The sequence below is a fragment of the Streptomyces bungoensis genome (genome assembly GCF_001514215.1).
Lineage (GTDB): Bacteria > Actinomycetota > Actinomycetes > Streptomycetales > Streptomycetaceae > Streptomyces > Streptomyces bungoensis.
Window position 1 is genome coordinate 435,446 of sequence record NZ_KQ948854.1, and the last position, 23,656, is coordinate 459,101.

The following is a 23,656-nucleotide window of genomic DNA, read 5'->3' on the forward strand; positions in this document are numbered from 1 at the left end:
TTTTCACGGCCGCCGAGGCCCTGCCCTCAGGCGGGCCGCCGGCGCACCAGGAACCCCGCCGCGGCGCCCGCGCCGAACAGGGCCGCCACCGACACGCCCGCCGCCAGCCAGCTGGCGCCCAGCCAGCGCCCGCCGAAGTAGCCGAGGGCGACGCTGTAGCCGGCCCAGGACAGGCCCGCCAGCGCCGACCAGGGCACGAAGTCCCGGGCGCGGCGGTGGGCGGCGCCCGCGCAGAAGGAGACGACCGAGCGGCCGGCGGGAGCGAACCGGGCCAGGACCACCAGCGCGCCGCCACCCCGCGAGAGGGCCTCGCCGAGACGTTCCTGCGCGGCGGTCAGCCTGCGGGACCGGGCGATCGCGCGGTCCAGGCGCTCACCGCCCCGCCAGGCCAGCCGGTAGGCCACCAGGTCGCCGAGGACCGAGGCGGTCGCGGCGGAGAGCGTCAGGACGAGGATGTCGGGCACGTTGTGCGGCACCGGTCCGGCCGCCGCACCGGAGCCGGCGGCCGCCGCGGTGGCCGCCGTGATGACGAGTACACCGCTCGGCAGCACGGGCACGAACACGTCGAGCAGCACCGACAGGGCCACCATGGCATAGATCCATGGCACGGCGGCCAGTGACCCCACGCTCTCCCACACGACGACTCCCGTTGCTCCCCCGATGACAGCCATACAGCGTACGCGGGAGGTGTGACAGAAGGGCCGCAGGGGGCTGATGTGATCAAAAGGTCACCTCCACACAGACGCGACGGCGCCCTTCCCTCCGCCGGACGGAGGAAAGGGCGCCGTCGCCGTGCCGTGCCCCGGGGCCGCTCAGGCCGCCACGGGGCGCTGCTCCGCGGCCGGCTCGGGCGCGGCCGCCGTGCGCCGGGAGACCAGCCGGTCCAGGCCGAAGGCGCCGGAGCCGGTGAAGACGAGCAGGAAGAACGCCCAGCAGAACAGGACCGCCGGCTCGCCGCCGTTCTGGATCGGCCACAGGGCGTGCTGCTGGTGGACGTCGAAGTACGCGAACGCCATCGAGCCCGACGCGATCAGCGCGGCGCCCCGGGTGCCGAGGCCGAGCAGGACGAAGGCTCCGGCGACCAGCTGGATCACGGCCGCGTACCAGTTGGGCCAGTGGCCGGCCGGGATGGTGCCGCCGTCGGTGCCTACGGCTCCGCCGAGGACGCCGAAGAGCGAGGCGGCGCCGTGCACGGCGAAGAGCAGGCCGGCGACGATGCGGAAAAGCCCTATCACGTACGGCTGAGCGGAGTTGAGGCGTGCAGACATGGGGGGTCTCCACTTCGGTGTCGGACCGGCCGGCCGTCCGGGCTTGCCGGACGAGGGGGACACCGGGCCGGTATGTGGGGGCGGCGGTACCGAACGAGAGTCCAGACTGATGCCCCGCACGCAATGCTTGCAAGTTCAACATCGGGCCATGCTTTTTGTCATGGTCACAACCTTGACGCGACGATGATCACACCCGGAACGGCCCGTCCTCCCGCACCCCCACCCGAAAATCTGACCGAATCGGCACTTGGCGTGGGACCGCTCCCACCCCACGGGTCCCACCCCTCAGACCCGGCGCTCCCGCACGTGCACATGCCCGGCCGGCGGATGGGCCGGCGGCGCCGGGGGCAGCACCCCGGCCAAGGCGTACCCGCACTTGTGCGCGACCCGGCAGGAGGCCGCGTTGTCCACCTGGTGCACCAACTCGAGCCGGTCCGGCCCCGCGTCACCGAAGGCCGCGAAACCCCGGTCGGACAGCACCGCCGGCGCCCGGGACGCCACGCCCCGGCCGCGCGCCGCGGCCACGGTCCAGTAACCGACCTCGGCGCCGGAGACACCCTCGGGCCGCCTGAGGACCACATGCCCCAGCACCGGCGCCGCCGCACCGGCCTCCACCACGGCGAAGGCGAACCGGCGGCCCGTCTCCCACCCGCGCCGCTGCTCCCCGAGCCACCGGACCGCGTCCGCGTCGTCCGCCACGACCGCACTCGTCCAGCGGCGCAGGGCGTCGTCCCGGTACGCCTCGACCAGCGCACCGGCGTCCGCAGGGCCCCACGGCCGCAGCAGCAGCGCGGGACCCGAGGCGCCGGCGGCCACGTCCAGCGAGACCGGCAGCCGCCCGGCACCCCCCGACACGGTCACCGGGCCTCCACGGCCGCGCCGTCCACCGCACTCCCCTGCCCCGCGCCGCGCCCGGACCGCCCCCGCACCTCCAGGCCGCCGAGCAGTTCCGCGGTGGCCTCCGTCACGGCCTGCACGGCGCGGTCGAAGACCTCCTGATTGTGCGCGGCGGGCGCGCGGAAGCCCGACACCTTCCGTACGTACTGCAGCGCGGCGGCGCGAATGTCGTCCTCGGTGGCCTCACCGGGCAGCACGGGCGGGCGCAGCGTCTTGATACTCCGGCACATGCCCCCAGTCTCCCGCGCGGCGGGGCGCCCCTGGGAGGATCACGCCGAAGGCGGCCACCGGCTTGCGGGGCCGACCGACGAGAGGAGCACCCTCATGACGACGCACACGACGCACACGACGCACACGACGCACACGACGCACACGACGAACTCGACGGATAAGACGGATACGGCGGCCACGACCAGGACGGCGGACGTGCCCAAGTCGCCGGACGCGGCGGGCACGGCGAAGGCGGCAGAGGCGGCGGACACGGCGGACACGGCGGACACGGCGGACACCGCGAAGGGTCTCCGGACGGCCGGAACAACCCCTGCGACCGTCGCGCCGAGGTCGACCGTGGCCGTGCTCGGCCCCGGCGGTACCGGCGGCCTCCTCGCCGCCCTGCTCTCCCGCTCCGGGCACCGCGTCATCTGCCTGGCCGGCGAGGCCACGGCCGACACCCTGCGCGACTCCGGGATCCGGGTCCGCAGCCGCCGGTTCGGCGCGTTCACGGCCGCCGTGGAGGCGGACACCGAACTGCGGGAACCCGTCGACGCCTGCCTGATCGCCGTCAAGCACACCAGCCTGGACGCCGCCCTCACCCGCGTCCCGCCCACCGCCCTCGGCGACGCCCTCGTCGTACCGCTGCTGAACGGCGTCGAGCACCCCGCGGCCCTGCGCGCCCGCTACCGCGGCGACCGGGTGGCCCCCGCCGTGATCCGGGTGGAGTCGGCCCGGGTGGCTCCGGGCGTGATCGAACACGGCAGCGACTTCGTGGAGGTGGACCTCACGGGCGCCACGGCTCCCGGCCCCCGCCTGGACGCCCTGGCCTCCGTTCTCACCGCCGCCGGCGTGACCACCCGCGTGCTCGGGGACGAAGCGGCGGCCCTGTGGGCCAAGATGGCGTTCCTCGCCCCCTTCGCCCTGCTCACCACCCGCTACGCCCTCCCCCTCGGCGAGGCCCGCACCAGGCACCGGGAGGAACTGGAGTCCCTGGTCGCCGAGACCGCCGCGGTGAGCCGCGCCTGCGGCGCCCCCGCGGACCCCGCCCAGGCCCTCGCCCGGTACGACGCCTTCCCACCCACCGCCAAGTCCTCCATGCAGCGCGACGCGGAGGCGGGGCGCCCGCTGGAACTCGACGCGATCGGCGGGGCGTTGCTGCGCGCGGCCGACCGGCACGGCGTACCGGTCCCGGTGACCGCCCGGCTGGTACGGGAGCTGCGGGACGCCGGACTCCCGGCATCCGGCCACTCGTTCGACTGAACCTCGGGAACGACCTCGAAACTCAAATTCGAACAGGCGTAGCATTGCCGCGTGGCTACGACCTATGACTTTCCGAGTGACCTGCTCGCCGGTCAGGAGGAGCTGCATCAGGTCCGGGCCGAGCTTTCGGCCCTGCTGAAGCGGCTCCCCTGGTCGGTCGAGCCGCTGGACGGCTTCAGCGACGACAACGGGTGGCGCAAGATCGAGCGCCCCGCGTCGCCGGGGTGGACGGAGGACGAACAGGCCCAGGTGGAGAAGCTGCGCCGGCGGGAGCACGAACTCGCGGTGTTCGTCAGCACGCACCGCTACTGGTCGGACCTCACCGGCTCCGACCGCATCGACGCCCGCAGCCGCCTGAAGCACGCGCACGAGGAGTCGCCGGGAGACTGAGGAGAACGAGAACGAGAACGAGGCCCGGGCCTGAGGGTCGTAACTCACCCGCGGGCCTGGGCCTCGATCGTGTCCTGCACTGGTGGGCGCGGACGGTTTCGAACCGCCGACATCCTGCTTGTAAGGCAGGCGCTCTACCACTGAGCTACGCACCCGGGACGAGTCGACAGCCTACCTTGCCGCGGCCGGTGCGCCGCAAACCCGTTTCACGACGTCACGGCCACGGATCGATTTCGCGAGCGGACCGCGAACTGACCGGCTCGTGTGTTCGTCTTCAACGGGTGGGACAATGTCACCAGCCAGCGCGGATCACAGCACGGGAGAGGGATGTGACGGCGACACCGGGCACGCCATCGACGCAGCCGTACCCGACGCCGTCGGACTCCCGGGGCCGGGGGACGGCCTGGGCGCTGCGGGACACCCTCGCCCTGGTGAGCCTGCCCGTGCTGGCCGTGCTCGTGGTGCCCGGTGCGTTCGCCGGTGGGGGGACCCGGCGGTGGTTCGGGGGGCGGGCGGAGAGTCAGCGGGCCGAGGCGCAGGCCGCCAAGGACGCGGCCGCGGCCGCGTTCTACGAGCTCGACACCGCCCAGCGGGACCTGCGGATCTCGGTCGAGACGATCACGGCCGTGGACGACTCCCCCGCCGCCCGGCGGGCCGTGTCCGACTTCGAGGCGCTGGGCCGGCGCATCGACGAGGCGAGCCGGCGGTACATCCAGGCCGTCGACGCCCATGACCTCGACCGGGACGACCTGGAGGCCGCGACGGCCGTGCGGGCGCGGGGTGAGCTGACCGCGGCCAAGGACGAACTGGTGCGGGTCAAGCAGGAGCTGGACCGTTTCGGCGAGGGGCTGGGGCCGCTGCTCGGCAAGGCCGAGACCCAGCTCGCCCGGCTGGCCCCCGCCGTCGAGCGGGCCCGGCAGGCGCTGCTGGGTGCGAGCAACGCACTCGACGCCGTACGCGGGAAGGGTTTGCGGGCCGACGACCTCGCCGCCCGGCTCGCCGCGCTCTCGCCCGAGCTGACGAGGCTGAACGAGGGCGCGGGGCGGCACGGGGTGGCGCAGACGCTGGAGCGGGCCGAGCGGGTGCAGCGGGAGGCCGCCGCGATCCGGGCCGAGGCGGAGCGGCTGCCGGAGAAGGCGGCGGAGATCGACCACCGGCTGGTGAGTCTGCGCACCCGTGCGCAGGCGCTGACCACGCGGGCGGGTCAGGTCGATCCGGTGCTGAGCGAGCTGCGGCGCAGGTTCGCGGCCGCCTGCTGGCAGGACCTGCAGCAGGTGCCCGCGCAGGCGGCGGAGAACGTGCGGCAGGCCGAGCTGAAGCTGCGCGAGGCGCAGGCGGCCCGGGAGGCCCAGCGCTGGCCGGACGCCACCTCGCTGCTGTCGACGGTGCGGGCTCTGCTGAACACCACCGACGAGGCGGTCTCGGCCGCCGGTGACCGCCTGCAGCGGCTGAACGCCGTGCAGAAGGATCCGCAGGGGGAGATCGAGCGGACCCGGTTCGCGATCCGGGACGCGCAGCGGCTGGCGATGACGGGGCGTACGACGCCGGATCCGCGGCATGCGCGGCCGCTGGACGACGCGGTGGCCCGGCTGGAGCGGGCGATCGGCACGCTGGAGGGCCGGCATCCGGACTACTGGCACTTCCTGACCGAGGCGGACGCGGTGCGGCGGACCACGGCCCGGGTGGTGGCGCAGATCCGCGAGGAGCGCGGGGGCGGCGCCGGCCACTGAGCCGGGGCCTGGGCCACGGGCCGGGCCGGGCCGGTGGCCGGGCCGTGTGTGCTGGCGGTCCGGGACGGGCAGGCGGATATTGGGATGGACGGATGGCCTCCGCTAGCGCCCGAGGAGGCGGTTATGGCCACACACCCTGTCCACACGAGGCCGCCGCGGCGGATCAGCTTCGAGGAGCAGCTCCCCGTTGACCACCGGCTGAACACGGTCTACCGGATCGGTGCGGGCCTGATCGGCGGCTTTCTCGTCGCCTTCGGCATTCTCGGGGTGATCGACCAGATCGGTTTCTTCAGCACCGGCGGTGACCGGGTCGCGGGGCTGAACACCAACGGCACGCTGAGTGTGCTGTCGATCGTCGTCGGGGGGATCCTGCTCGTCGGCATGGTGATCGGCGGGAACGTGGCGTCCACGCTGAACATGGTGTTCGGGGTGCTGTTCCTGCTGAACGGCTTCCTGACCCTGGGGCTGCTGGGCAGCGACTACAACTTCCTGGCGTTCAAGATCCAGAACGTGTTCTTCAGCTTCATCGTGGGCCTGCTGCTGATGACGTTCGGCATGTACGGCCGGGTCGGCTCGACGTTGCCGCACGACAATCCGTACTACCGGGCCCGGCATCCCGATTCGGTCACCGAGCCTCCGGGGCGTGAGCACGAGACCGGCACGCCGCCGGTGACGATGCCGCTGCCCGGCGGGAAGGAGGAGCGCCGGTCCGGGCCGGGTGGCGGTTAGTCTGTGCCCATGCCTCGCTACGAGTACCGCTGCCGTACCTGCGGCGACACCTTCGAACTGAGCCGGCCGATGGCCGAGTCCGCCGCTCCCGCCGCCTGCCCTGCGGGCCATGACGACACGGTGAAGCTGCTGTCCACGGTGGCCGTGGGCGGCACGTCGTCCGCCGCCGCACCGGCTCCGGCTCCTCGCGGAGGCGGGGGCGGCTGCTGCGGCGGGGGTTGCTGCGGCTGACCGGGCGACGGTGAGCGTGGGTCAACGGATGTTGGCCCACACTCGTTCGCCTACGCCCGTTGACCCGGCCCGCGGATCGCCCGGAGGAACTCCCGGGTGATCCGCTCACCGGCCAGCACGCCGCGTTCCGGGAGTGCGGTGATCGCAGGGGCGGTCCAGTCGGTGTCGGCCAGTTCGCCGTGGCCGGGGCGCCAGCCCCGGTCGGCGGCGAGCAGGAGGTCGGCGTCGAGGAGTGAGTCGCCGGCCGCGAGGGTGAGTTCCGCGCCGGTGCGCCGGGCGACCTCCCGTACCGCCGCGCTCTTGGTGAGCGGCTGCGGCACGGCGTAGATCTTGCGGCCCTGCAGCGAGACGGTCCAGCCGCGGTTCTCCGCCCAGACCGCGAGCTCCTTGACCCACTCCTCCGGCAGCAGCTCCCGCTCCACGACGAGGTAGGCGAACAGGTCCTCGGCGATGCGCTGCTTGCGCACCCAGACGGGGTCGGCGGTGCGGGTCAGGTGGTCGCGGACCTCCTCCAGCGGGGCGCACTCGTCGGCGAGCCGGGCGCGTACCGCGGCGTTCCAGTCCTGGTCGGTGGCGCCGTCGACCAGCAGGTGGCCGCCGTTGGCGCAGATCGCGTAGGCGGGCTGCGGGCCGGGCAGGTTGATGCGCTGGTACTGCTTGCGGGTGCGGGTCGTGGTGGGCACGAAGACGGCCGCGTCGCCGAGGTCGGTCAGCAGCTGGGCGGCGGTCTCGGTCATGTAGGAGAGCGGCCTGCTCTCGTGCACCTCGACGCACAGCAGCCGGGGTGCGCGCGGGTCGGGCATGGTCAGGGCCAGGGCCGCGGCGGAGTAGATCAGCGTGCGGTCGAGGTCGCTCGCCACCAGTACCGGCATCAGACGTTCACCGCCTTGCCGTCGGCGCCGGTGGCGCCGCGCGTGTACTTGGGGTGGATCAGCCCGACGCAGCTGTACGGCAGGTCGCCGACCTCCTCCACCGGTACTCCTCTCTGCCGGGCGAGCAGCCGGACGTGGTCGAGGTCGGCTCCGGCGCCGGCCCGCGCGAGGATCTTCCACGGTACCCGGCGCAGCAGGACCCGGGTGGTCTCGCCGACGCCGGGCTTGACGAGGTTCACGTCGTGGATGCCGTACTCCTCGCTGATGCGTTCGACGGCCCGCCAGCCCTCCCAGGTGGGGGTGCGGTCCTCGGTCATCAGCTCCTTGGCCGCCGCGTCGACGGTGTCGGCGACCTCCGGGAAGCGGGCGGAGACGGCGTCGAGGAAGGCCGTGGAGACGTCGGCGCCGGCGAGTTCGCGGTAGAACTTGGCGCCGTGGAAGTCGTCCGGGCCGACCAGGTCGGCGCGCAGCACGGTGCGGGAGATCAGGCCGGAGACCGTGGAGTTGAGGCAGGCGGAGGGGATGAGGAAGTCCTCGCGGGTGCCGTAGGTGCGCACGCAGGAGCCGGGGTCGGCGAGGACGGCGATCTCCGGGTCGAAGCCGCTGGTGCCCTCCGTGGTCTCGAACTCCTCGATCGCTTCGGCGAGTTCGCGGGTGATCGCGCCCTTGCCGGTCCAGCCGTCGACGAAGACGACGTCCCGGGGGTCGTGATGGGCGGCGAGCCAGCGCAGGGCGGTGGCGTCGATGCCGCGGCCGCGGACGATGGAGACGGCGTAGTGCGGCAGGTCCAGGCCGTGCCGGAACCGGGCCCAGCGGCGCATGAGGACACCGACCGGGGTGCCCGCGCGGGCGAGGGAGACGAGGACGGGGCGGGGTGACCGCTCGGTGAGGACGGTCTCGGTGACGACGCCGACGGCCTGGGCGAGCCGGCCGGCCGAGGCGTCCAGGGCCGTCTGGAACAGCTCCTGGTACTGCTCGCTGGGCTGGTACTCGACGGGGAGGGACTCGGCGTAGTGGGCGCCGCCGCTCTGGATGGCCTCCTCGCGCTCCTCGGTCGGTGCCTCCAGGGTCACGTCCGAGAGGTCCTGGAGCAGCCAGCCGACCTCCTCGGGCGCGTACGACGAGAAGGCGGGGCCGCGGAGGGGCTCGGGCAGCATGGCCGGCCTTTCGGGGGAGCTGGGGGGCTGGGGGACGTGGGAGGGGACGACGGCGAGCAGGACGTGCGGGATGTGGTCGGCGAGGCGGGCGAGCAGGCCGTCGGGGGCGTGCAGGGCGGGGGTGTCGGCGGCGGTGTCGACGACCGCGACGACGGCGTCGAAGCCGGCGCCGGCGACGTTGTAGGCGTAGCGCTCGCCGGGGCCGTCGGCGGGCTCGTCGTGGGCGGGGAAGACCAGGCGGGTGCGGATGGCGTAGCCGGGGTCGTCGACGGCGAGGACGGGTGAGCGGGTGGTGGTGGAGAAGCGCACGTCGGCGTCGGTGAGCTGTTCCAGTTCGCGGGCGAGCCGCAGTGGGGCGTACATCAGTTCCTCGAAGCCGAGGACGAGGACGCGCCGGGCGTCGGCGGGCAGGTGCTCGGCGAGGCGGGCGGTCATGGCCGGGAGGGCGGCTTCGAGGCGGGTGCGGTGGGCGGGCGTGAACCCGTGCCGGCCGCCGTCGGGGAGGCCGCGGGGCCAGTGCAGGTCCACGCGGCGTATTCGCCCGCGGGGGACGCTCGGGCCGGTCGGGGGCGCGCCGGTCGCGGTGGGGGCGGGTTCGGCGGACTCGTGCCGCGCGACCAGTTCCTGCCCCTTCTCCAGCACTCCCTCGGGCAGCCGTACGGTGCCGGTCGCGGCGGCGATCACGTCGACCCGGGCGCCGATGCCGTCCGCGAACCGCTGGAGGCGCGCGGTGTCCTCGGGTGAGCGCATGTCGACGAGGGCGACCACGGCGTAGCGCCGGCGCGGGTGGCGTGCGTGCAGGTCGCGGATGGTGTTGAGGACGGTGTTGCCGGTGGAGAACTCGTCGTCGACCAGGACCAGGGGGCCGCTGCCCGCCAGCAGGGCGGGGTCCTCGGGGAGCAGGAGGTGGGAGGTGGCGTGGGAGTGGGACTCCTCGAAGCCGCCCGCGCGGGTGACGCCGGCGACGGGGCGGCGGGTGGAGTGCAGGTAGGGGGCGAGGCCGAGGCCGTCGGCGACCGCGTGGCCGAGGCCGGTGGCGGTCTCCGCGTAGCCGAGGACGACCGCCGAGGCGGCCTCGGTGTCGCCGAGCAGGGCGCGGACCCGGCGGCCCAGCCGGACGCCGTGGCCGTAGACCACGGACGGCGACTGGGGTACGTGCTTGCCGAGCACGTGGGAGACCAGCAGGTGGGCCCGCTTGGGGTTGCGGCGCAGCGCGAGCCCGAGCAGGGTCCGCAGGCCGTCGTCGCCCTGGAGTTCGACACCGAGTCGTTCGGTGACCCAGGTGCCGGACCAGACCCCGTCGTTGACTGCGTTGTTCATGCGTTCCTTGCTGTTGGGAGGGTCAGGCGGGTATGCCGGCGGCGAGCAGTTCCACGAAGCCGACGTCCTCGCCCGCCACGCCGAACACCTCGGCGCGCAGCAGGGTCCGCTCGGCCCAGGCGCGGTGCGGCTTCACTTCGTTCATCTTGTTGGTGTAGGCCGACCTGAGTACACCCCCGCCGCCGCGTTCCGGCCGCAGGATGTCCTGGGCGTCGCTGAACTCCTCGTGGCTGACCACGGACAGGGCGTGCACGGGCAGGACGTGGGAGGGGTGGATGCAGGTCTTGCCGAGCAGGCCGTTGGCCTGGTCCAGGGAGATCTCGCGCAGCAGTCCGTCCATGGCGTGCTCGATGAGCTTTTCGCGCAGTTCGACGGCCTGCACCTCCAGGAAGGGGCTCTGGCGCAGCTGCGGCTTGAACATGCGTTCGGGTGCGCGGAAGTACTCCCAGACGGGCCCGGTGACGGTGAACCCGGTGCCGTCGGCGCGGCCCAGCATGTTGACCACGTCGGCGATGACGGAGGCGACGATCTGGACGTCGTAGGCGGTCATGTCGGGGGCCCGGCGCAGGCCGTAGGAGGAGCAGAAGTCGGTGACGCCGAGGCGCAGGGCGAGCACCCGGTCGCGGAACTTGTCGACCGCGCGGGCGATGCCCTCCAGGGTGTCGACGCGGGACTCGCGGTAGAGCAGCTCGGGTGACTCGAGGACCGGCATGGCGAACAGCCGGCGTCCGCTGGCCGTCTCGGCGGCGGCGAGGGCCTCCAGGAACGGCAGGCCGCGTTCCTCGGTGAACTTGGGCAGCACGAAGCCGGACAGGAGCCGTACGCAGGGGCCGAGGCGGCGGACGAGGTCGGGGATCTGCTGGGGGGCGCGCACCCGGATGAAGAGCAGGGGCGGTTCCGCGCCGGGGCGGGCGGCGAGGTCGGCGAACTGGCGGACGAGGTTCTCCTCGCCGGCCGCGACGTCCGCGTCGTCGATGGAGTCCTCCAGGCACAGCACCATCGAGACCACGCCGGAGCTCGCCTGCTTGAGGATGTCGTCGGCGAGCCGCGGCCGGGTGGCCGGGCTGTACAGCGTGGCGCCGAGGGCGGCGGAGAGCAGCCGGGCCGGGGAGTCGGCGGTGAACGCGCACGGCTCCTGGTGGAAGAGGCGCTGCCGCACCTCGGGGGCGAGGTGCCCGAAATGACGCATAGGACTCCTTACAGGGCGCATGTCGAGCCTGTGGATTCGGTAAAGGGTGGCCGGTAATAGTACGTAGGTATCCCTGTCGGAAGTTCCCCCCTGGGCATGAATTCCCGGTAACTCGCCCGTGACGACGGACAGCACACCCCGCATTGTCGTGGCCAGGACCGAGAAGGCAGGATGACGGCATGACGCACGCGATGGTGAAGGGGTCGAACGTCCCGCTGGACGCCACCACGGTGCGCGCCGTGCTGCGCTGGACGCCCGGACAGGGTGTTCCGGACGTGGACGCCTCGGCGCTGCTGCTGGGGCCGGACGGCCGTGTGCGCTCCGACGAGGACTTCGTCTTCTACAACCAGCCCCGTCACCCCTCGGGCTCGGTGTGGCGGCTGGGCAAGAAGCGGGTCGCCGAGGGGCTGACCGACACGATCCAGTCGGACCTGTCCGGCGTGGAACCGGGGGTCGGCCGCGTCCTGCTGGTCGCGTCGGCGGACGGGATCCCCTTCGACCGTGTCCCGGCGCTGTGCATCCTGCTGTACGACGCCTCGGCGGCCGGCGGGGAGCCGCTGGCGCGGTTCGAGATCAAGCCGGAGACGGGTGCGGAGACGGCGCTGATCTGCGGCGAGCTGTACCGGCGCGGGGAGGGCTGGAAGTTCCGTGCTCTGGGCGAGGGCTATTCCAACGGGCTGAAGGGTCTGGCCACGGACTTCGGCATCTCGGTGGACGAGTCGGAGGCCCAGGAGGAGCCGCGCCCGGCGCCGGCGGAGACGACGTCGCAGCCGCTGCCGCCCGAGCTGCCGACGGCGGTCCCGGGCCCGGCGTACGGCTATCCGCAGCCGGCGTCGTCGCCGCAGCGTCCGGCGTACGGCTATCCGCAGCCCGGCTACGGCTACCCGCAGCCGGTGCTGACGGCGGCCGACCCGGACTTCCGGCTGCCGCCGCAGGGGCCGCAGTTCATCGGGCGCTAGGGTCTTTCGTCTGGATCAGGCGCGAGCCCGGCGTGATCCCGACGAGAGCCCCCGGGCCGGGCTACCGGTCGGCCTTCGACTTGTAGCCGCGGCCCCAGGTCAGGCCCCATCCGTACAGCCGGTCCAGCTCGCCCTGGAAGCCGTACACGAACTTCACCTCGCGCCGGACGACCAGTTCCCCCTTCACGTTCTCGATCATCACGACCGCGCACGAGCGGGCCTGCGGGTGCCGCTCGTCCAGGCCTATCTCGATGCGGGGCCCGTTGCTGGGGTAGAGGGTCACGATCGCGTGCGTGCGGTCAAAGGCGGGGGTCTGGTCGTAGATGTACACGAACACCAGCAGCCGCTTGATCGCGTCGCGGTGGTCGAGGTTGACGTACATCGTCTCGCCGGAGGCCGATCCGAACCGGTCGTCGCCGCTGAGCTTGATGTACGGCGGTGCGTTGACGTCGCCGAGGTAGCCGCCGAGCGGCTGGACGACGCCCTTGGTGCCGTCGGCCAGTTCGTACAGGCAGCCGAGGTCGAGGTCGACGTTGACCATGCTCTGCCCGTGTCCGAGCACCTCCGGCGGTTTGAGCGCCTTGAAGGGGTGCCGGAAGAGGCTGGTGCGCTGGTTGCCGTCGAAGTCGGAGGTACGCATCCGCCAGGTGAGGTTGACGCGCAGGTGGCCCGTGGCCGCGTCCTGCTTGGTCAGCGAGACCTGCTGGTGCCTCTTGGTCAGTTCGATCGCCGTGCTCGCGCTGCCGGAGTCGAAGTCGGCGGCACGGCCGCCCCGTAGTCCGTCGAAGAATCCCATTCCCGCCCCCAGGTCCCACTGTCCGCGACGCCGTCGGGGCGGCCGACCGTGTCGGCCGCCCCGAACAGAGCGTTCCTCACCTGGCGGGGCACCACACCCCGCCGCGTCCCTGATCTTGCCCGTAGGGGGCGTGCCAGGGGGTGTCAGACCGTGGTGGAGACCTCGGCCTTCTCGTCGGAGCCCTCGCCGGCGGCGGCCAGGGCGCGGTTGCGGCGGACGGAGGACCAGAAGGACCAGGCGATCAGGATGACGCCGACGAGGCCGGTGACGACCTCGTTGATCTCGTACTGGATGGTGACCATGAGGATCACGGCCAGCGCGCCGATGGCGTAGTGGGCGCCGTGCTCCAGGTAGACGTAGTCGTCGAGGGTGCCCTGGCGGACCAGGTACACGGTCAGCGATCGGACGTACATGGCGCCGATGCCGAGGCCGAGGGCCATCAGCACGATGTCGTTGGTGATGGCGAAGGCGCCGATGACGCCGTCGAAGGAGAAGGAGGCGTCCAGGACCTCGAGGTAGAGGAACATGAAGAACGCGGCCTGGCCGGCCAGGACGACCGCCGACTTCTTCTTGCCCGTGCGGGCGGCCTCTTCCTCCTCCTCGTGCTCGCGCTCCTCCTCTTCCTCGAGCTTGTCCTCGAAGTAGCCGGAGAGTCCGCCGACGATCATGTAGGTGATCAGGCCCGCGATGCCGGCGATCAGGACGGTCTGGGCCTTGTCGGCGTGTCCGCCGCCGTGCTGGTGGGCGTGGGTGGCGAAGGTGAAGGAGGTGATGAGCAGGACGATCAGGGAGATGCAGACCGACAGCATGTCGACCTTGCCGAGCTTGGCCAGGGGCCGCTCGATCCAGCGCAGCCACTGGATGTCCCGGTCCTCGAAGATGAAGTCGAGGAAGATCATCAGCAGGAACATGCCGCCGAAGGCGGCGATGGCCGGGTGGGCGTCGGTGACCAGCTCCTGATAGCGGTGCTTGTTGTTCAGGGCGAGGTCGACGGCCTCGATCGGGCCCATCTTGGCGCTGATCGCGACGATGACGACGGGGAAGACCAGCCGCATGCCGAAGACCGCGATCAGGACGCCGACCGTGAGGAAGATCTTCTGCCAGAAGGCGTTCATCTTCTTCAGGATTCCGGCGTTGACGACCGCGTTGTCGAAGGACAGCGAGATCTCCAGGACGGCGAGGATCGCCACGATGCCGAAGGCGGTCCACCCCCCGTAGAACGCCGCCGCGACCAGACCGAGCGCGGTAATCGCGAACGACCAGCCGAAGGTTTTGAGAAGCACTGGCTACCCCATCGTGTTGGTACGGGTCTCCCCCGTGCCGTACTCAGCTTTACGAAACGTTGACCACGAGTCTAGAGGCAGCCTCGGCCGCCGGCGGCGTCGAGGGGACCTCCGTCACATTGCCGCAGGTCCCCGCCTCACACCGTCAGCGCCCCTTGACTCCCTCGAAGATCACGAGGAAGGGAGGGGTGAACCCGGAGGCCTCGACGGGGTCGGCCCGCCCGGAAACGATCAGAACCACGCCGGCGACCAGTACGGCGCAGTACACCAGCGCGGAGTGTGCGGGGTCGAGTCGTAGCGGCGGCTGTCCGGGTTCCCGTTTCACGAGCACACTCCGTTCGTCCGAAGGCGGCGACCTGCCAGGGTCCCAGCCCGGTTGGGCCATGGCGGGCGAAGGCCCTCCGCACGCGCCGTGTCCGGGCTCAGGAGACGTTGACTCCGAAATCCAGGGCGATGCCCCGCAGCCCCGACGCGTACCCCTGCCCCACGGCGCGGAACTTCCACTCGCCCTGGTAGCGGTAGAGCTCGCCGAAGATCATGGCCGTTTCGGTGCTGGCGTCCTCGCTGAGGTCGTAGCGGGCCAGTTCCTGGCCGTCGGCCTGGTTGACGACGCGGATGAAGGCGTTGGAGACCTGGCCGAAGGTCTGGCCGCGCTCGTCGGCCAGGTGGATGGAGACGGGGAAGATGATCTTCTCGCACCGGTCCGGGACCTTGGTGAGGTCGATCAGGATGGACTCGTCGTCGCCCTCGCCCTCGCCGGTGAGGTTGTCGCCGGTGTGCTCGACCGAGCCGTCGGGGCTGGTGAGCTGGTTGTAGAAGACGAACCACTCGTCGCCGAGGACCCGGTTCCCTGCGCCGCACAGCAGGGCGCTGGCGTCCAGGTCGAAGGGGGCGCCGGTGGTGGAGCGGGCGTCCCAGCCGAGCCCGATCATGACGTTGGTGAGATTGGGTGCGGCCTTGGAGAGGGAGACGTTGCCTCCCTTGGCGAGCGTGACGCCCATGATGGTGGTCCTCCCCTGGTGATGCTTCCCTGGTGTGTCCTGCGCGTCCGGCGCCGCACCCGTACGGGGTGCGGCGCCGGAGGTGCGGTCCGTCGGCGTCAGACGTTGACGCCGAAGTCCTGCGCGATGCCGCGCAGGCCCGAGGCGTAGCCCTGGCCGATGGCGCGGAACTTCCACTCCGCGCCGTGCCGGTAGAGCTCGCCGAAGACCATGGCGGTCTCGGTGGAGGCGTCCTCGCTCAGGTCGTAGCGCGCGATCTCCTGCTCGCCCGCCTGGTTCACGACGCGGATGAACGCGTTGCGGACCTGGCCGAAGGACTGCTGGCGGTTCTCGGCGTCGTAGATCGACACCGGGAAGACGATCTTCTCGATGTCGGCCGGGACGCCGGCCAGGTTGATCTTGATCTGCTCGTCGTCGCCCTCTCCCTCACCGGTGATGTTGTCGCCGGTGTGCTCCACGGAGCCGTCGGGGCTCTTGAGGTTGTTGAAGAAGACGAAGTGCTGGTCGCTGGCGACCTTGCCGGAGTTGTTCAGCAGCAGCGCGCTGGCGTCGAGGTCGAAGTCGGTGCCGGTCGTGGTGCGCACGTCCCACCCCAGGCCGACGATGACGGCGGTCAGGCCCGGGGCCTCCTTCGTCAGCGATACGTTGCCGCCCTTGCTGAGGCTGACTCCCACGGGTCCTCCATGTGGTGTTCGGGGGCGGGGAGCCCCGTCGTTCTTCGGATATGGGATCAACGTGCCGATCCTAGTGACGGGTTCCCGCCCACCGCAGACCTGAGACCCGAAGGATCAGAGGGTGTCGAGCGCCTTCACGTAGTCGTTCAGGTCACGTGCGTCCGGCAGGCCGTTGATCACGGTCCACCGCACGACGCCCTCCTTGTCGATGATGAAGGTGCCCCGGACGGCGCAGCCCTTGTCCTCGTCGAAGACGCCGTACGCGCGCGAGACGTTGCCGTGCGGCCAGAAGTCGGAGAGCAGCGGGTACTCCAGACCCTCCTGCTCGGCGAAGACGCGCAGGGTGTGGATGGAGTCGTTGGAGACGGCGAGCAGCTGGGTGTCGCGGTCGCTGAACGACGGCAGGTTGTCGCGCAGCTCGCACAGCTCGCCGGTGCACACGCCGGTGAAGGCGAAGGGGTAGAAGAGCAGCACCACGTTCTTCTCGCCGCGGAACTCGGAGAGCTTCACGCTGCGGCCGTGGTTGTCCTTGAGCTCGAAGTCGGGCGCCTTGTCGCCGACCTGGATCGCCATCGTCGTGCTTCCCTTCGGTGGGCTGTTCGGGTGAGGGCACAGCTGACGCCGGGCACGGCCGGCGCCGGGTCCCACCCTACGCAGTGATCACCGAGGGGCCTACGGGTGGCCGGGCTGGGCCGGTTCGGCCCAGCCCGGCGTCGGTCACCTCTTCGACTTGGCCGCCTTGGGCGTCGCCAGCCGGCTCCCGCTCCAGTCCTTGCCGACGCTGACGCTCTTGGACGCGGTCAGGCCGGCGGTCGTCGCGGCTTCCGAGATGTCGCTCGGCTCCACGTACCCCGAACGGCCGGTCTTCGGCGTCAGGAGCAGGATGGCGCCGCCCTCTTCGATGTACGTGGTGGCGTCCACCAGCGCATCCGTGAGGTCACCGTCCTCGTCCCGGAACCACAGCACAACGGCGTCGGCCACGTCGTCGTATTCCTCGTCCATCAGGTCGCCCTCGACGGCTTCCTCGATGGCCTCGCGAAGCTCCTGATCGACGTCCTCGTCGTAGCCGATCTCCTGGACCACCTGCCCGGGCTGGAACCCCAGCCTGGCGGCAGGGTTCGTCCGCTCCTCCGCGTGGTCCGCGGTCGCGCTCACGGGTTGCCTCCTGATCATGTCTTGATGAGTATCTCAGCCACGCGCGTGCGCGAAGCATTGGCCGTAGTCCACACGGGCGGGACCGATCGCGCAAGTACCCGGCCGTCCAGACCGCCGAAACGGTGACGATCCCGGCCGTGTCGTCGCAACTCCTGGCACCGTATCCCGATTCATCGTGACCCACACCACACCGATGTGCCCGCTTTGCGCGGTTCGGAATCACCCACCCTTGCGCCTCTCGAACAACTTTGCAAACCGTGTCACACCCCGGGCGTATCGTTGCCTTTTGACCGGTCCTGTACGGCGGTTACCCCGCGGTAGAGATGACGTACGTCTTCCCGAGGTACACGATGGGGAACGGTGTAGGCACGAGTAAAAAAGTGGCCCTCTGACAGGTAAGGAACAGCGTGGCTTCCGGATCAGATCGCAACCCGATCATCATTGGCGGCCTTCCGAGTCAGGTTCCTGACTTCGATCCCGAAGAGACCCAGGAGTGGCTCGACTCCCTCGACGCCGCGGTGGACGAGCGCGGCCGGGAGCGGGCCCGCTACCTCATGCTGCGCCTGATCGAGCGCGCCCGCGAGAAGCGCGTGGCCGTGCCCGAGATGCGCAGCACGGACTACGTCAACACGATCCCCACCCGCGCCGAACCGTTCTTCCCCGGCAACGAGGAGATCGAGCGCAGGATCCTCAACGCCACCCGCTGGAACGCGGCCGTGATGGTCTCGCGCGCACAGCGCCCCGGCATCGGCGTCGGCGGGCACATCGCCACCTTCGCCTCCTCCGCCTCCCTGTACGACGTGGGCTTCAACCACTTCTTCCGCGGCAAGGACGAGGGCGACGGCGGCGACCAGGTCTTCTTCCAGGGCCACGCCTCGCCGGGCATCTACGCCCGCGCGTACCTGCTCGACCGGCTCACCGAGGGTCAGCTGGACGGCTTCCGGCAGGAGAAGTCGAAGTACCCGGACGGGCTGTCCAGCTACCCGCACCCGCGCTCCATGCCCGACTTCTGGGAGTTCCCGACCGTCTCCATGGGCCTCGGCCCGCTCGGCGCGATCTTCCAGGCGCGGATGAACCGCTACATGGAGGCGCGCGGCATCGCCGACACCTCCAAGTCGCACGTGTGGGCCTTCCTCGGCGACGGCGAGATGGACGAGCCGGAGTCGCTGGGCCAGCTGTCCATCGCCGCCCGTGAGGGTCTGGACAACCTGACCTTCGTGGTCAACTGCAACCTGCAGCGCCTGGACGGCCCGGTGCGCGGCAACGGCAAGATCATCCAGGAGCTGGAGTCGGTCTTCCGGGGCGCCGGCTGGAACGTGATCAAGCTGATCTGGGACCGCTCCTGGGACCCGCTGCTCGCCCAGGACCGCGACGGCGTGCTGGTCAACAAGATGAACACCACGCCGGACGGCCAGTTCCAGACGTACGCGACGGAGACCGGCGCGTACATCCGCGAGCACTTCTTCGGCGACGACCACCGGCTGCGCGCCATGGTCGAGAACATGACCGACCACCAGATCCTGATGCTGGGCCGCGGCGGTCACGACCACCGCAAGATCTACGCGGCGTTCAAGGCGGCCGTGGAGCACAAGGGCCAGCCGACGGTCATCCTGGCCAAGACGGTCAAGGGATGGACGCTGGGCCCGAACTTCGAGGGCCGCAACGCCACGCACCAGATGAAGAAGCTGACGGTCGACGACCTCAAGCGCTTCCGCGACCGGCTGCACCTGCCGATCTCCGACAAGGAGCTGGAGTCCGGCGCGCCGCCGTACTACCACCCGGGCCGGAACTCGGAGGAGATCCAGTACATGCACGACCAGCGCACGAAGTGCGGCGGGTACGTCCCGACGCGCGTGGTGCGCTCGCAGCCGCTGCCGCTGCCGGACGACAAGACGTACGCGACCGTGAAGAAGGGCACGGGCCAGCAGTCCATCGCGACGACCATGGCCTTTGTGCGCCTGCTCAAGGACCTCATGCGGGACAAGGAGATCGGCAAGCGGTTCGTGCTGATCGCGCCGGACGAGTACCGCACGTTCGGCATGGACTCCTTCTTCCCGAGCGCGAAGATCTACAACCCGCTGGGCCAGCAGTACGAGTCCGTGGACCGGGAGCTGCTGCTCGCCTACAAGGAGTCGCCGACCGGGCAGATGCTGCACGACGGCATCTCCGAGGCAGGCTGCACGGCGTCGCTGATCGCGGCCGGCTCGGCGTACGCCACGCACGGCGAGCCGCTGATCCCGGTGTACGTCTTCTACTCGATGTTCGGTTTCCAGCGCACGGGTGACCAGTTCTGGCAGATGGCCGACCAGCTGGCACGCGGCTTCGTGCTGGGTGCGACCGCCGGACGCACGACCCTGACCGGTGAGGGGCTGCAGCACGCCGACGGGCACTCGCAGCTGCTCGCCTCGACCAACCCGGCGTGCGTGGCGTACGACCCGGCGTACGCCTACGAGATCGCGCACATCGTCCAGGACGGCCTGCGGCGCATGTACGGCGGGGACGCCGAGCACCCGCACGGCGAGGACGTCTTCTACTACCTCACCGTCTACAACGAGCCCATCCGGCACCCGGCCGAGCCGGCGAACGTGGACGTCGAGGGCATCCTCAAGGGCATCCACCGGATCGGCGAGGGCACGGGCGGCTCGATCCCGGCGCAGATCATGGCGTCGGGTGTCGCGGTGCCGTGGGCGCTGGAGGCGCAGCGGATCCTGGCCGAGGAGTGGGACGTCCGGGCCGACGTGTGGTCGGCGACCTCCTGGAACGAGCTGCGGCGCGAGGCCGTGGCCTGCGAGGAGCACAACCTGCTGCATCCCGAGGAGGAGGAGCGGGTTCCGTACGTGACGCGGAAGCTGAGCGGTGCCGAGGGGCCGTTCGTGGCGGTGTCCGACTGGATGCGGTCGGTGCCGGACCAGATCGCGCGGTGGGTGCCGGGCACCTACCAGTCGCTGGGCGCGGACGGCTTCGGCTTCGCCGACACCCGGGGCGCGGCGCGCCGCTTCTTCCACATCGACGCGCAGTCGATCGTGGTCGCGGTGCTGACGGAGCTGGCGCGGGCAGGCAAGATCGACCGGTCGGTGCTGAAGCAGGCCATCGACCGGTACCGGCTGCTGGACGTCTCGGCGGCGGATCCGGGAGTGGCGGGCGGCGACGCCTGACGCCGCGCGGCCGGTGACGTGACGTAGGGGCGGTGGAGTTCGAGTCTCCACCGCCCTTACGTTTTCTTTACGATGCGGGCATGAAGCGACAGTCGGCACAGGCGCGGTGGGAACAGCGGACGCAACGGCCCCTGCTGGCCCTGGCCGTGGCGTTCGCCGTCGCGTACGCCGTGCCGATCGTGGACGATTCCGCCGGGTACTCGCTGACGGAGCTGTGCACGGTGGTGGAGTGGGTGGTGTGGGGGTCGTTCGCGGTGGACTACCTCATACGGCTGGCCCTGACGACCGGGCGCAAGGAGTTCGTGCGGACGCACTGGCCCGACCTGTGCGCGGTGCTGCTGCCGGTGCTGCAGCCGCTGCGGCTGCTGCGGCTGGTCTCGACACTGCTGCTGGTGGGACGGCGGGCGCGGATGGCTCCGCAGATCCGGCTGACCACGTACGTCGTGGGGGCGGTGATCGGGCTGCTGATGTTCGGGTCGCTGGCGGTGCTGTCGGTGGAGCGGGAGTCGCCGCACGGGAACATCCGGACGCTGGGTGACGCGGTGTGGTGGTCGTTCACCACGATGACGACCGTGGGGTACGGGGACCACGCGCCGACGACGGGGCTGGGGCGGATGATCGCGGTCGGGCTGATGCTGTCCGGGATCGCGCTGCTGGGTGTGGTGACCGCGAACATCGCGGCGTGGTTCATCTCGCGGTTCGAGAAGGACGACGTGGAGGAGCGGCGCCAGACGGAGGCGATCGCGGCCCTGACGGAGGAGGTCCGCCTGCTGCGGGCCGAGGTGGCGCGGCTGGCGGCGCCGGAGGCCGCCGCGCGAGCAGGAACCGGGGCCGGCGGTTCGTTGTCGGCTGACTGAGCCGCGCGGGCTTCACGCGGGTCCGGCCGTCTTCGGCCGACTGGCCGTGGGGGCGGTTCGCTGCGCGGGCAGCACCCGGTCCGACGGTCCGTTCTCGACCGCGGGCCGTGGGGGCCGGTCGCGCAGTTCCCCGCGCCCCCGGGTGGGTGATGTGAGCGCCCGGTGAGCAGCGTCCGGGGGCCGGAGGGGATCATGCGGGCGTCCGGAACGGGGTGCGCGAGCAGCGCTCGTGGGCGCTGCTCGCGTCGCCTGCCGCGTCGTCGCGGCCAGCGCCTGCTCGGTCAGAGCAGGCCGTGGCCCCAAGTGGCCGCTCCGGCCAGGGCGATGAGGGACAGCAGGGTGTCGATCGCGCCCAGGACCAGTGCCACGAGGGCCGGGATGCTGTGGTCGGAGGACCACTTGCGGCCCATGGACTGCCAGCCGCAGAACATCGCCACCGGGCCCAGCACGATGCCCAGCGCGAAGAAACCGGCCACGGCACAGATGGTGCCGATGATGCCGAGCGTCGCACGGTCCGGCCCGGTCCGTTGCCACGTCCGGCCGCGTGACCGGGGGTACCCGCGCGTTCCGTTCCCGAAGGCTGCCATCATCAACTCCCTGATCCGTATGGTCAGTTCGGGGTCGATGTGCGGGTACCCCCATTCGGCGGGCACAGACCTGCGCGCGCTGCCCCCCTCCAGCAGCGCGCGCCGCGGCCCGCGTCCTCCCATGTCCTGCGGAGGACTTGACCCACTGTGACCTGCGGCGCGCGCCGATGGCGAGGGATCTTGAGTGGAGTCACCCTGATAGGCGAACTTCGCCCGGAACAGGCATGAAACGCGGGGATCAGATGTGGCCGACGCCCGCGCCCGCCTCCGCGTTCTCGCCCCGCTTGGTGAGCAGCGCGACGAGGATGGCGGCCGCCGCCACGCCCGCCGCGACGAGCGAGGCGAGGCTCATGCCGGAGATGAAGGTGTCGTGGGCGACACCGGTGATCTTCGCGGCGAACGCCTCGGGGGTGCCCTTGGGCACGGGCGCGACACCGACCTGGACCGCCTCGGCGGCCTGGTCGAGCTGCTGCGGCGTGAGCGGCGGCAGTCCCGCGCCCTTCCAGTTGCCCGCGAGGTCGCTGTCCACCTTGGAGGCCATCACGGCGCCCAGCACGGCCGTGCCGAGGCTGCCGCCGATCTGCATGCCCGCCTGCTGGAGACCGCCCGCGACGCCGGACAGCTCCATCGGCGCGTTGCCGACGATGACCTCGGTGGCGCCGACCATGACCGGGGCGAGCCCGAGGCCGAGCAGGGCGAACCAGAGGGACATCGGGCCGCTGCCGGTGTCGGCCTTCAGGGTCGACATGCCGTACATGGCGATCGCGGTGGCCGCCATGCCGCCGGCCAGCGGGATGCGCGGGCCCAGCTTGGTGATCATCGCGCCCGCGAGCGGGGAGCCGACGATCATCATGCCGGTCAGCGGCAGCAGGTGCAGACCGGCGTCGATCGGGCTCATGCCGTGCACGTTCTGCAGGTAGAAGGTGACGAAGAACAGGCCGCCCATGAAGGCGATGGCCATGAGGACCATCAGGACGACGCCCGCGGAGAGCGGGACCGAGCGGAAGAGCCGCAGCGGGATCAGCGGTTCGGCGACCTTCGTCTCCCAGAAGGAGAACAGGGCGAAGCCGAGCACGGAGGCGGCGATGAAGGCCCACGTCCGGCCGTCGCCCCAGCCCCACGCCGGGGCCTTGATCAGGGCCCACACCAGGCAGAACATCGCGCCCGACAGCAGGGCGATGCCCAGCAGGTCGAAGGAGCGCGGCGCGTTCTCGGCGCGGTGGTCGCGCAGGATCAGCAGGCCCAGCACGAGGGCGAGTACACCGACCGGCACGTTGATGAAGAACACCGACTGCCAGTTGACGTGCTCGACCAGCACGCCGCCGAGGATCGGGCCGCCCGCGGTGGAGGCACCGATGACCATGCCCCAGATGCCGATGGCCATGTTCAGCTTCTCGGCCGGGAAGGTGGCACGCAGCAGACCCAGCGCGGCCGGCATCAGCAGGGCGCCGAACAGGCCCTGGAAGACGCGGAAGGTGACGACGAGCGCGATGCTGTCGGACAGGCCGATGGCTCCGGAGGCGGCGGCGAAGCCGGTCACGCCGATCAGGAAGGTCTGCCGGTGGCCGAAGCGGTCGCCGAGCTTGCCGGCGGTGATGAGGGAGACCGCGAGCGCCAGGAAGTAGCCGTTGGTGATCCACTGCACCTGGGCGAAGGTGGCGCCGAGGTCCTTCTGGATGGCCGGGTTGGCGATCGCCACGATGGTGCCGTCGAGGGCCACCATCATGACCCCTACGGCGACGGTGATGAGCGTGAGCCACGGGTGGCCGCGCAGGCCCGCGGCGGGGGCCGGCTTCGACAGGTCGACGGACGTCTCGTCCCCCGGACCCGTCGTGTCGACGGTGGTCTGACTAGTCATGTGTTCGAGGCTAGTGACAGCCGCTGACAGTTGACAAACGGATTCACAAGTCGGTAACTGACACGACACCGGCGC

Annotated in this window: 24 protein-coding genes and 1 tRNA gene; 8 read left to right on the forward strand and 17 right to left on the reverse strand. The window is 71.2% G+C overall.

Annotated elements, in window-relative coordinates:
• Nucleotides 1–26 precede the first annotated feature (26 nt).
• The 4 genes from AQJ66_RS12225 to AQJ66_RS12240 form a co-directional block, all read right to left on the reverse strand.
• Nucleotides 27–671 (reverse strand): DedA family protein, encoded by a 645-nt coding sequence (locus AQJ66_RS12225; RefSeq protein ID WP_107118919.1) that lies wholly within the window; start codon nt 669–671, stop codon nt 27–29.
• Nucleotides 672–812: 141 nt separating this feature from the next.
• Entirely contained in the window at nt 813–1,268 is a 456-nt protein-coding gene (locus AQJ66_RS12230) for a DoxX family protein (RefSeq protein ID WP_061920084.1), read from the reverse strand.
• A gap of 285 nt (nt 1,269–1,553) precedes the next feature.
• Nucleotides 1,554–2,123, reverse strand: a complete 570-nt coding sequence (locus AQJ66_RS12235; RefSeq protein ID WP_425264275.1) for a GNAT family N-acetyltransferase — start codon at nt 2,121–2,123, stop codon at nt 1,554–1,556.
• Between the two features lie 2 nt (nt 2,124–2,125).
• Complete coding sequence (locus AQJ66_RS12240; RefSeq protein ID WP_061920086.1) at nt 2,126–2,395, reverse strand: DUF2277 domain-containing protein; 270 nt, start codon at nt 2,393–2,395, stop codon at nt 2,126–2,128.
• A gap of 94 nt (nt 2,396–2,489) precedes the next feature.
• On the opposite strand from AQJ66_RS12240, the gene AQJ66_RS12250 reads away from it, so the two are divergent.
• Together AQJ66_RS12250 and AQJ66_RS12255 are read left to right on the forward strand one after the other, a co-directional pair.
• Nucleotides 2,490–3,638 (forward strand): ketopantoate reductase family protein, encoded by a 1,149-nt coding sequence (locus AQJ66_RS12250; RefSeq protein ID WP_341849410.1) that lies wholly within the window; start codon nt 2,490–2,492, stop codon nt 3,636–3,638.
• Nucleotides 3,639–3,689: 51 nt separating this feature from the next.
• A complete protein-coding gene (locus AQJ66_RS12255) occupies nt 3,690–4,028 on the forward strand; it encodes a hypothetical protein (protein ID WP_061920091.1) in 339 nt (112 codons plus the stop codon).
• 80 nt (nt 4,029–4,108) lie between these two features.
• On the opposite strand, the gene AQJ66_RS12260 is transcribed toward AQJ66_RS12255, so the two are convergent.
• A tRNA-Val gene (locus tag AQJ66_RS12260) sits at nt 4,109–4,183 on the reverse strand.
• A gap of 174 nt (nt 4,184–4,357) precedes the next feature.
• Between AQJ66_RS12260 and AQJ66_RS12265 the strand changes: the two genes are divergently transcribed.
• From AQJ66_RS12265 to AQJ66_RS37175, 3 genes are all read left to right on the forward strand, one after another.
• Entirely contained in the window at nt 4,358–5,758 is a 1,401-nt protein-coding gene (locus AQJ66_RS12265; protein ID WP_061920093.1) for a hypothetical protein, read from the forward strand.
• 123 nt (nt 5,759–5,881) lie between these two features.
• Nucleotides 5,882–6,487, forward strand: a complete 606-nt coding sequence (locus AQJ66_RS12270) for a DUF4383 domain-containing protein (RefSeq protein WP_079060189.1) — start codon at nt 5,882–5,884, stop codon at nt 6,485–6,487.
• Between the two features lie 9 nt (nt 6,488–6,496).
• Nucleotides 6,497–6,718: an FmdB family zinc ribbon protein gene (locus AQJ66_RS37175; protein ID WP_079060195.1), complete on the forward strand. Its 222-nt coding sequence runs from the start codon at nt 6,497–6,499 to the stop codon at nt 6,716–6,718.
• 50 nt (nt 6,719–6,768) lie between these two features.
• Here the strand turns inward: AQJ66_RS37175 and AQJ66_RS12275 are convergent, their stop codons facing one another.
• From AQJ66_RS12275 to AQJ66_RS12285, 3 genes are read right to left on the reverse strand one after another with little or no spacing between them, the layout of a single operon-like run.
• Nucleotides 6,769–7,590: an HAD family hydrolase gene (locus AQJ66_RS12275; RefSeq protein WP_061920095.1), complete on the reverse strand. Its 822-nt coding sequence runs from the start codon at nt 7,588–7,590 to the stop codon at nt 6,769–6,771.
• Entirely contained in the window at nt 7,590–10,067 is a 2,478-nt protein-coding gene (locus tag AQJ66_RS12280) for a phosphoribosyltransferase (RefSeq protein ID WP_061920096.1), read from the reverse strand. Before AQJ66_RS12280 ends, AQJ66_RS12275 begins: the two co-directional genes overlap by 1 nt.
• 22 nt (nt 10,068–10,089) lie before the next feature.
• Nucleotides 10,090–11,256 (reverse strand): HpcH/HpaI aldolase/citrate lyase family protein, encoded by a 1,167-nt coding sequence (locus AQJ66_RS12285; protein WP_061920098.1) that lies wholly within the window; start codon nt 11,254–11,256, stop codon nt 10,090–10,092.
• A 179-nt stretch (nt 11,257–11,435) separates the two neighbouring features.
• Between AQJ66_RS12285 and AQJ66_RS12290 the strand changes: the two genes are divergently transcribed.
• Complete coding sequence (locus AQJ66_RS12290) at nt 11,436–12,215, forward strand: TerD family protein (RefSeq protein WP_061920100.1); 780 nt, start codon at nt 11,436–11,438, stop codon at nt 12,213–12,215.
• Nucleotides 12,216–12,276: 61 nt separating this feature from the next.
• Here AQJ66_RS12290 and AQJ66_RS12295 read toward each other — a convergent pair whose 3' ends face one another.
• The 7 genes from AQJ66_RS12295 to AQJ66_RS12325 all read right to left on the reverse strand — a co-directional run bounded on the left by AQJ66_RS12295 (nt 12,277) and on the right by AQJ66_RS12325 (nt 17,124).
• Nucleotides 12,277–13,011: a TerD family protein gene (locus tag AQJ66_RS12295; RefSeq protein WP_061920102.1), complete on the reverse strand. Its 735-nt coding sequence runs from the start codon at nt 13,009–13,011 to the stop codon at nt 12,277–12,279.
• Between the two features lie 143 nt (nt 13,012–13,154).
• Nucleotides 13,155–14,294 (reverse strand): DUF475 domain-containing protein, encoded by a 1,140-nt coding sequence (locus tag AQJ66_RS12300; RefSeq protein WP_061920104.1) that lies wholly within the window; start codon nt 14,292–14,294, stop codon nt 13,155–13,157.
• 145 nt (nt 14,295–14,439) lie between these two features.
• Nucleotides 14,440–14,619 carry a hypothetical protein gene (locus AQJ66_RS12305; RefSeq protein ID WP_061920232.1) on the reverse strand — a complete coding sequence of 60 codons (180 nt, stop codon included), beginning with the start codon at nt 14,617–14,619 and terminating at the stop codon, nt 14,440–14,442.
• Between the two features lie 97 nt (nt 14,620–14,716).
• Complete coding sequence (locus AQJ66_RS12310) at nt 14,717–15,295, reverse strand: TerD family protein (RefSeq protein ID WP_061920105.1); 579 nt, start codon at nt 15,293–15,295, stop codon at nt 14,717–14,719.
• 98 nt (nt 15,296–15,393) lie between these two features.
• Nucleotides 15,394–15,969 carry a calcium homeostasis/redox stress adaptation protein gene (locus AQJ66_RS12315; RefSeq protein WP_061920108.1) on the reverse strand — a complete coding sequence of 192 codons (576 nt, stop codon included), beginning with the start codon at nt 15,967–15,969 and terminating at the stop codon, nt 15,394–15,396.
• Between the two features lie 114 nt (nt 15,970–16,083).
• On the reverse strand, nt 16,084–16,542 hold the full coding sequence (locus AQJ66_RS12320; RefSeq protein WP_061920110.1) for a peroxiredoxin: 459 nt from the start codon (nt 16,540–16,542) through the stop codon (nt 16,084–16,086).
• A gap of 144 nt (nt 16,543–16,686) precedes the next feature.
• Entirely contained in the window at nt 16,687–17,124 is a 438-nt protein-coding gene (locus AQJ66_RS12325) for a DUF3052 domain-containing protein (protein ID WP_061920112.1), read from the reverse strand.
• 407 nt (nt 17,125–17,531) lie between these two features.
• Here AQJ66_RS12325 and aceE point away from each other — a divergent pair, with 407 nt between their 5' ends.
• Both aceE and AQJ66_RS12335 read left to right on the forward strand, forming a co-directional pair.
• Complete coding sequence (aceE, locus tag AQJ66_RS12330) at nt 17,532–20,279, forward strand: pyruvate dehydrogenase (acetyl-transferring), homodimeric type (RefSeq protein ID WP_061920114.1); 2,748 nt, start codon at nt 17,532–17,534, stop codon at nt 20,277–20,279.
• A gap of 80 nt (nt 20,280–20,359) precedes the next feature.
• On the forward strand, nt 20,360–21,136 hold the full coding sequence (locus AQJ66_RS12335; protein WP_061920116.1) for a potassium channel family protein: 777 nt from the start codon (nt 20,360–20,362) through the stop codon (nt 21,134–21,136).
• A gap of 281 nt (nt 21,137–21,417) precedes the next feature.
• Here the strand turns inward: AQJ66_RS12335 and AQJ66_RS12340 are convergent, their stop codons facing one another.
• A complete protein-coding gene (locus AQJ66_RS12340; protein WP_061920233.1) occupies nt 21,418–21,723 on the reverse strand; it encodes a hypothetical protein in 306 nt (101 codons plus the stop codon).
• Between the two features lie 238 nt (nt 21,724–21,961).
• Nucleotides 21,962–23,581, reverse strand: a complete 1,620-nt coding sequence (locus AQJ66_RS12345) for an MFS transporter (RefSeq protein WP_061920117.1) — start codon at nt 23,579–23,581, stop codon at nt 21,962–21,964.
• Between the last annotated feature and the right edge of the window lie 75 nt (nt 23,582–23,656).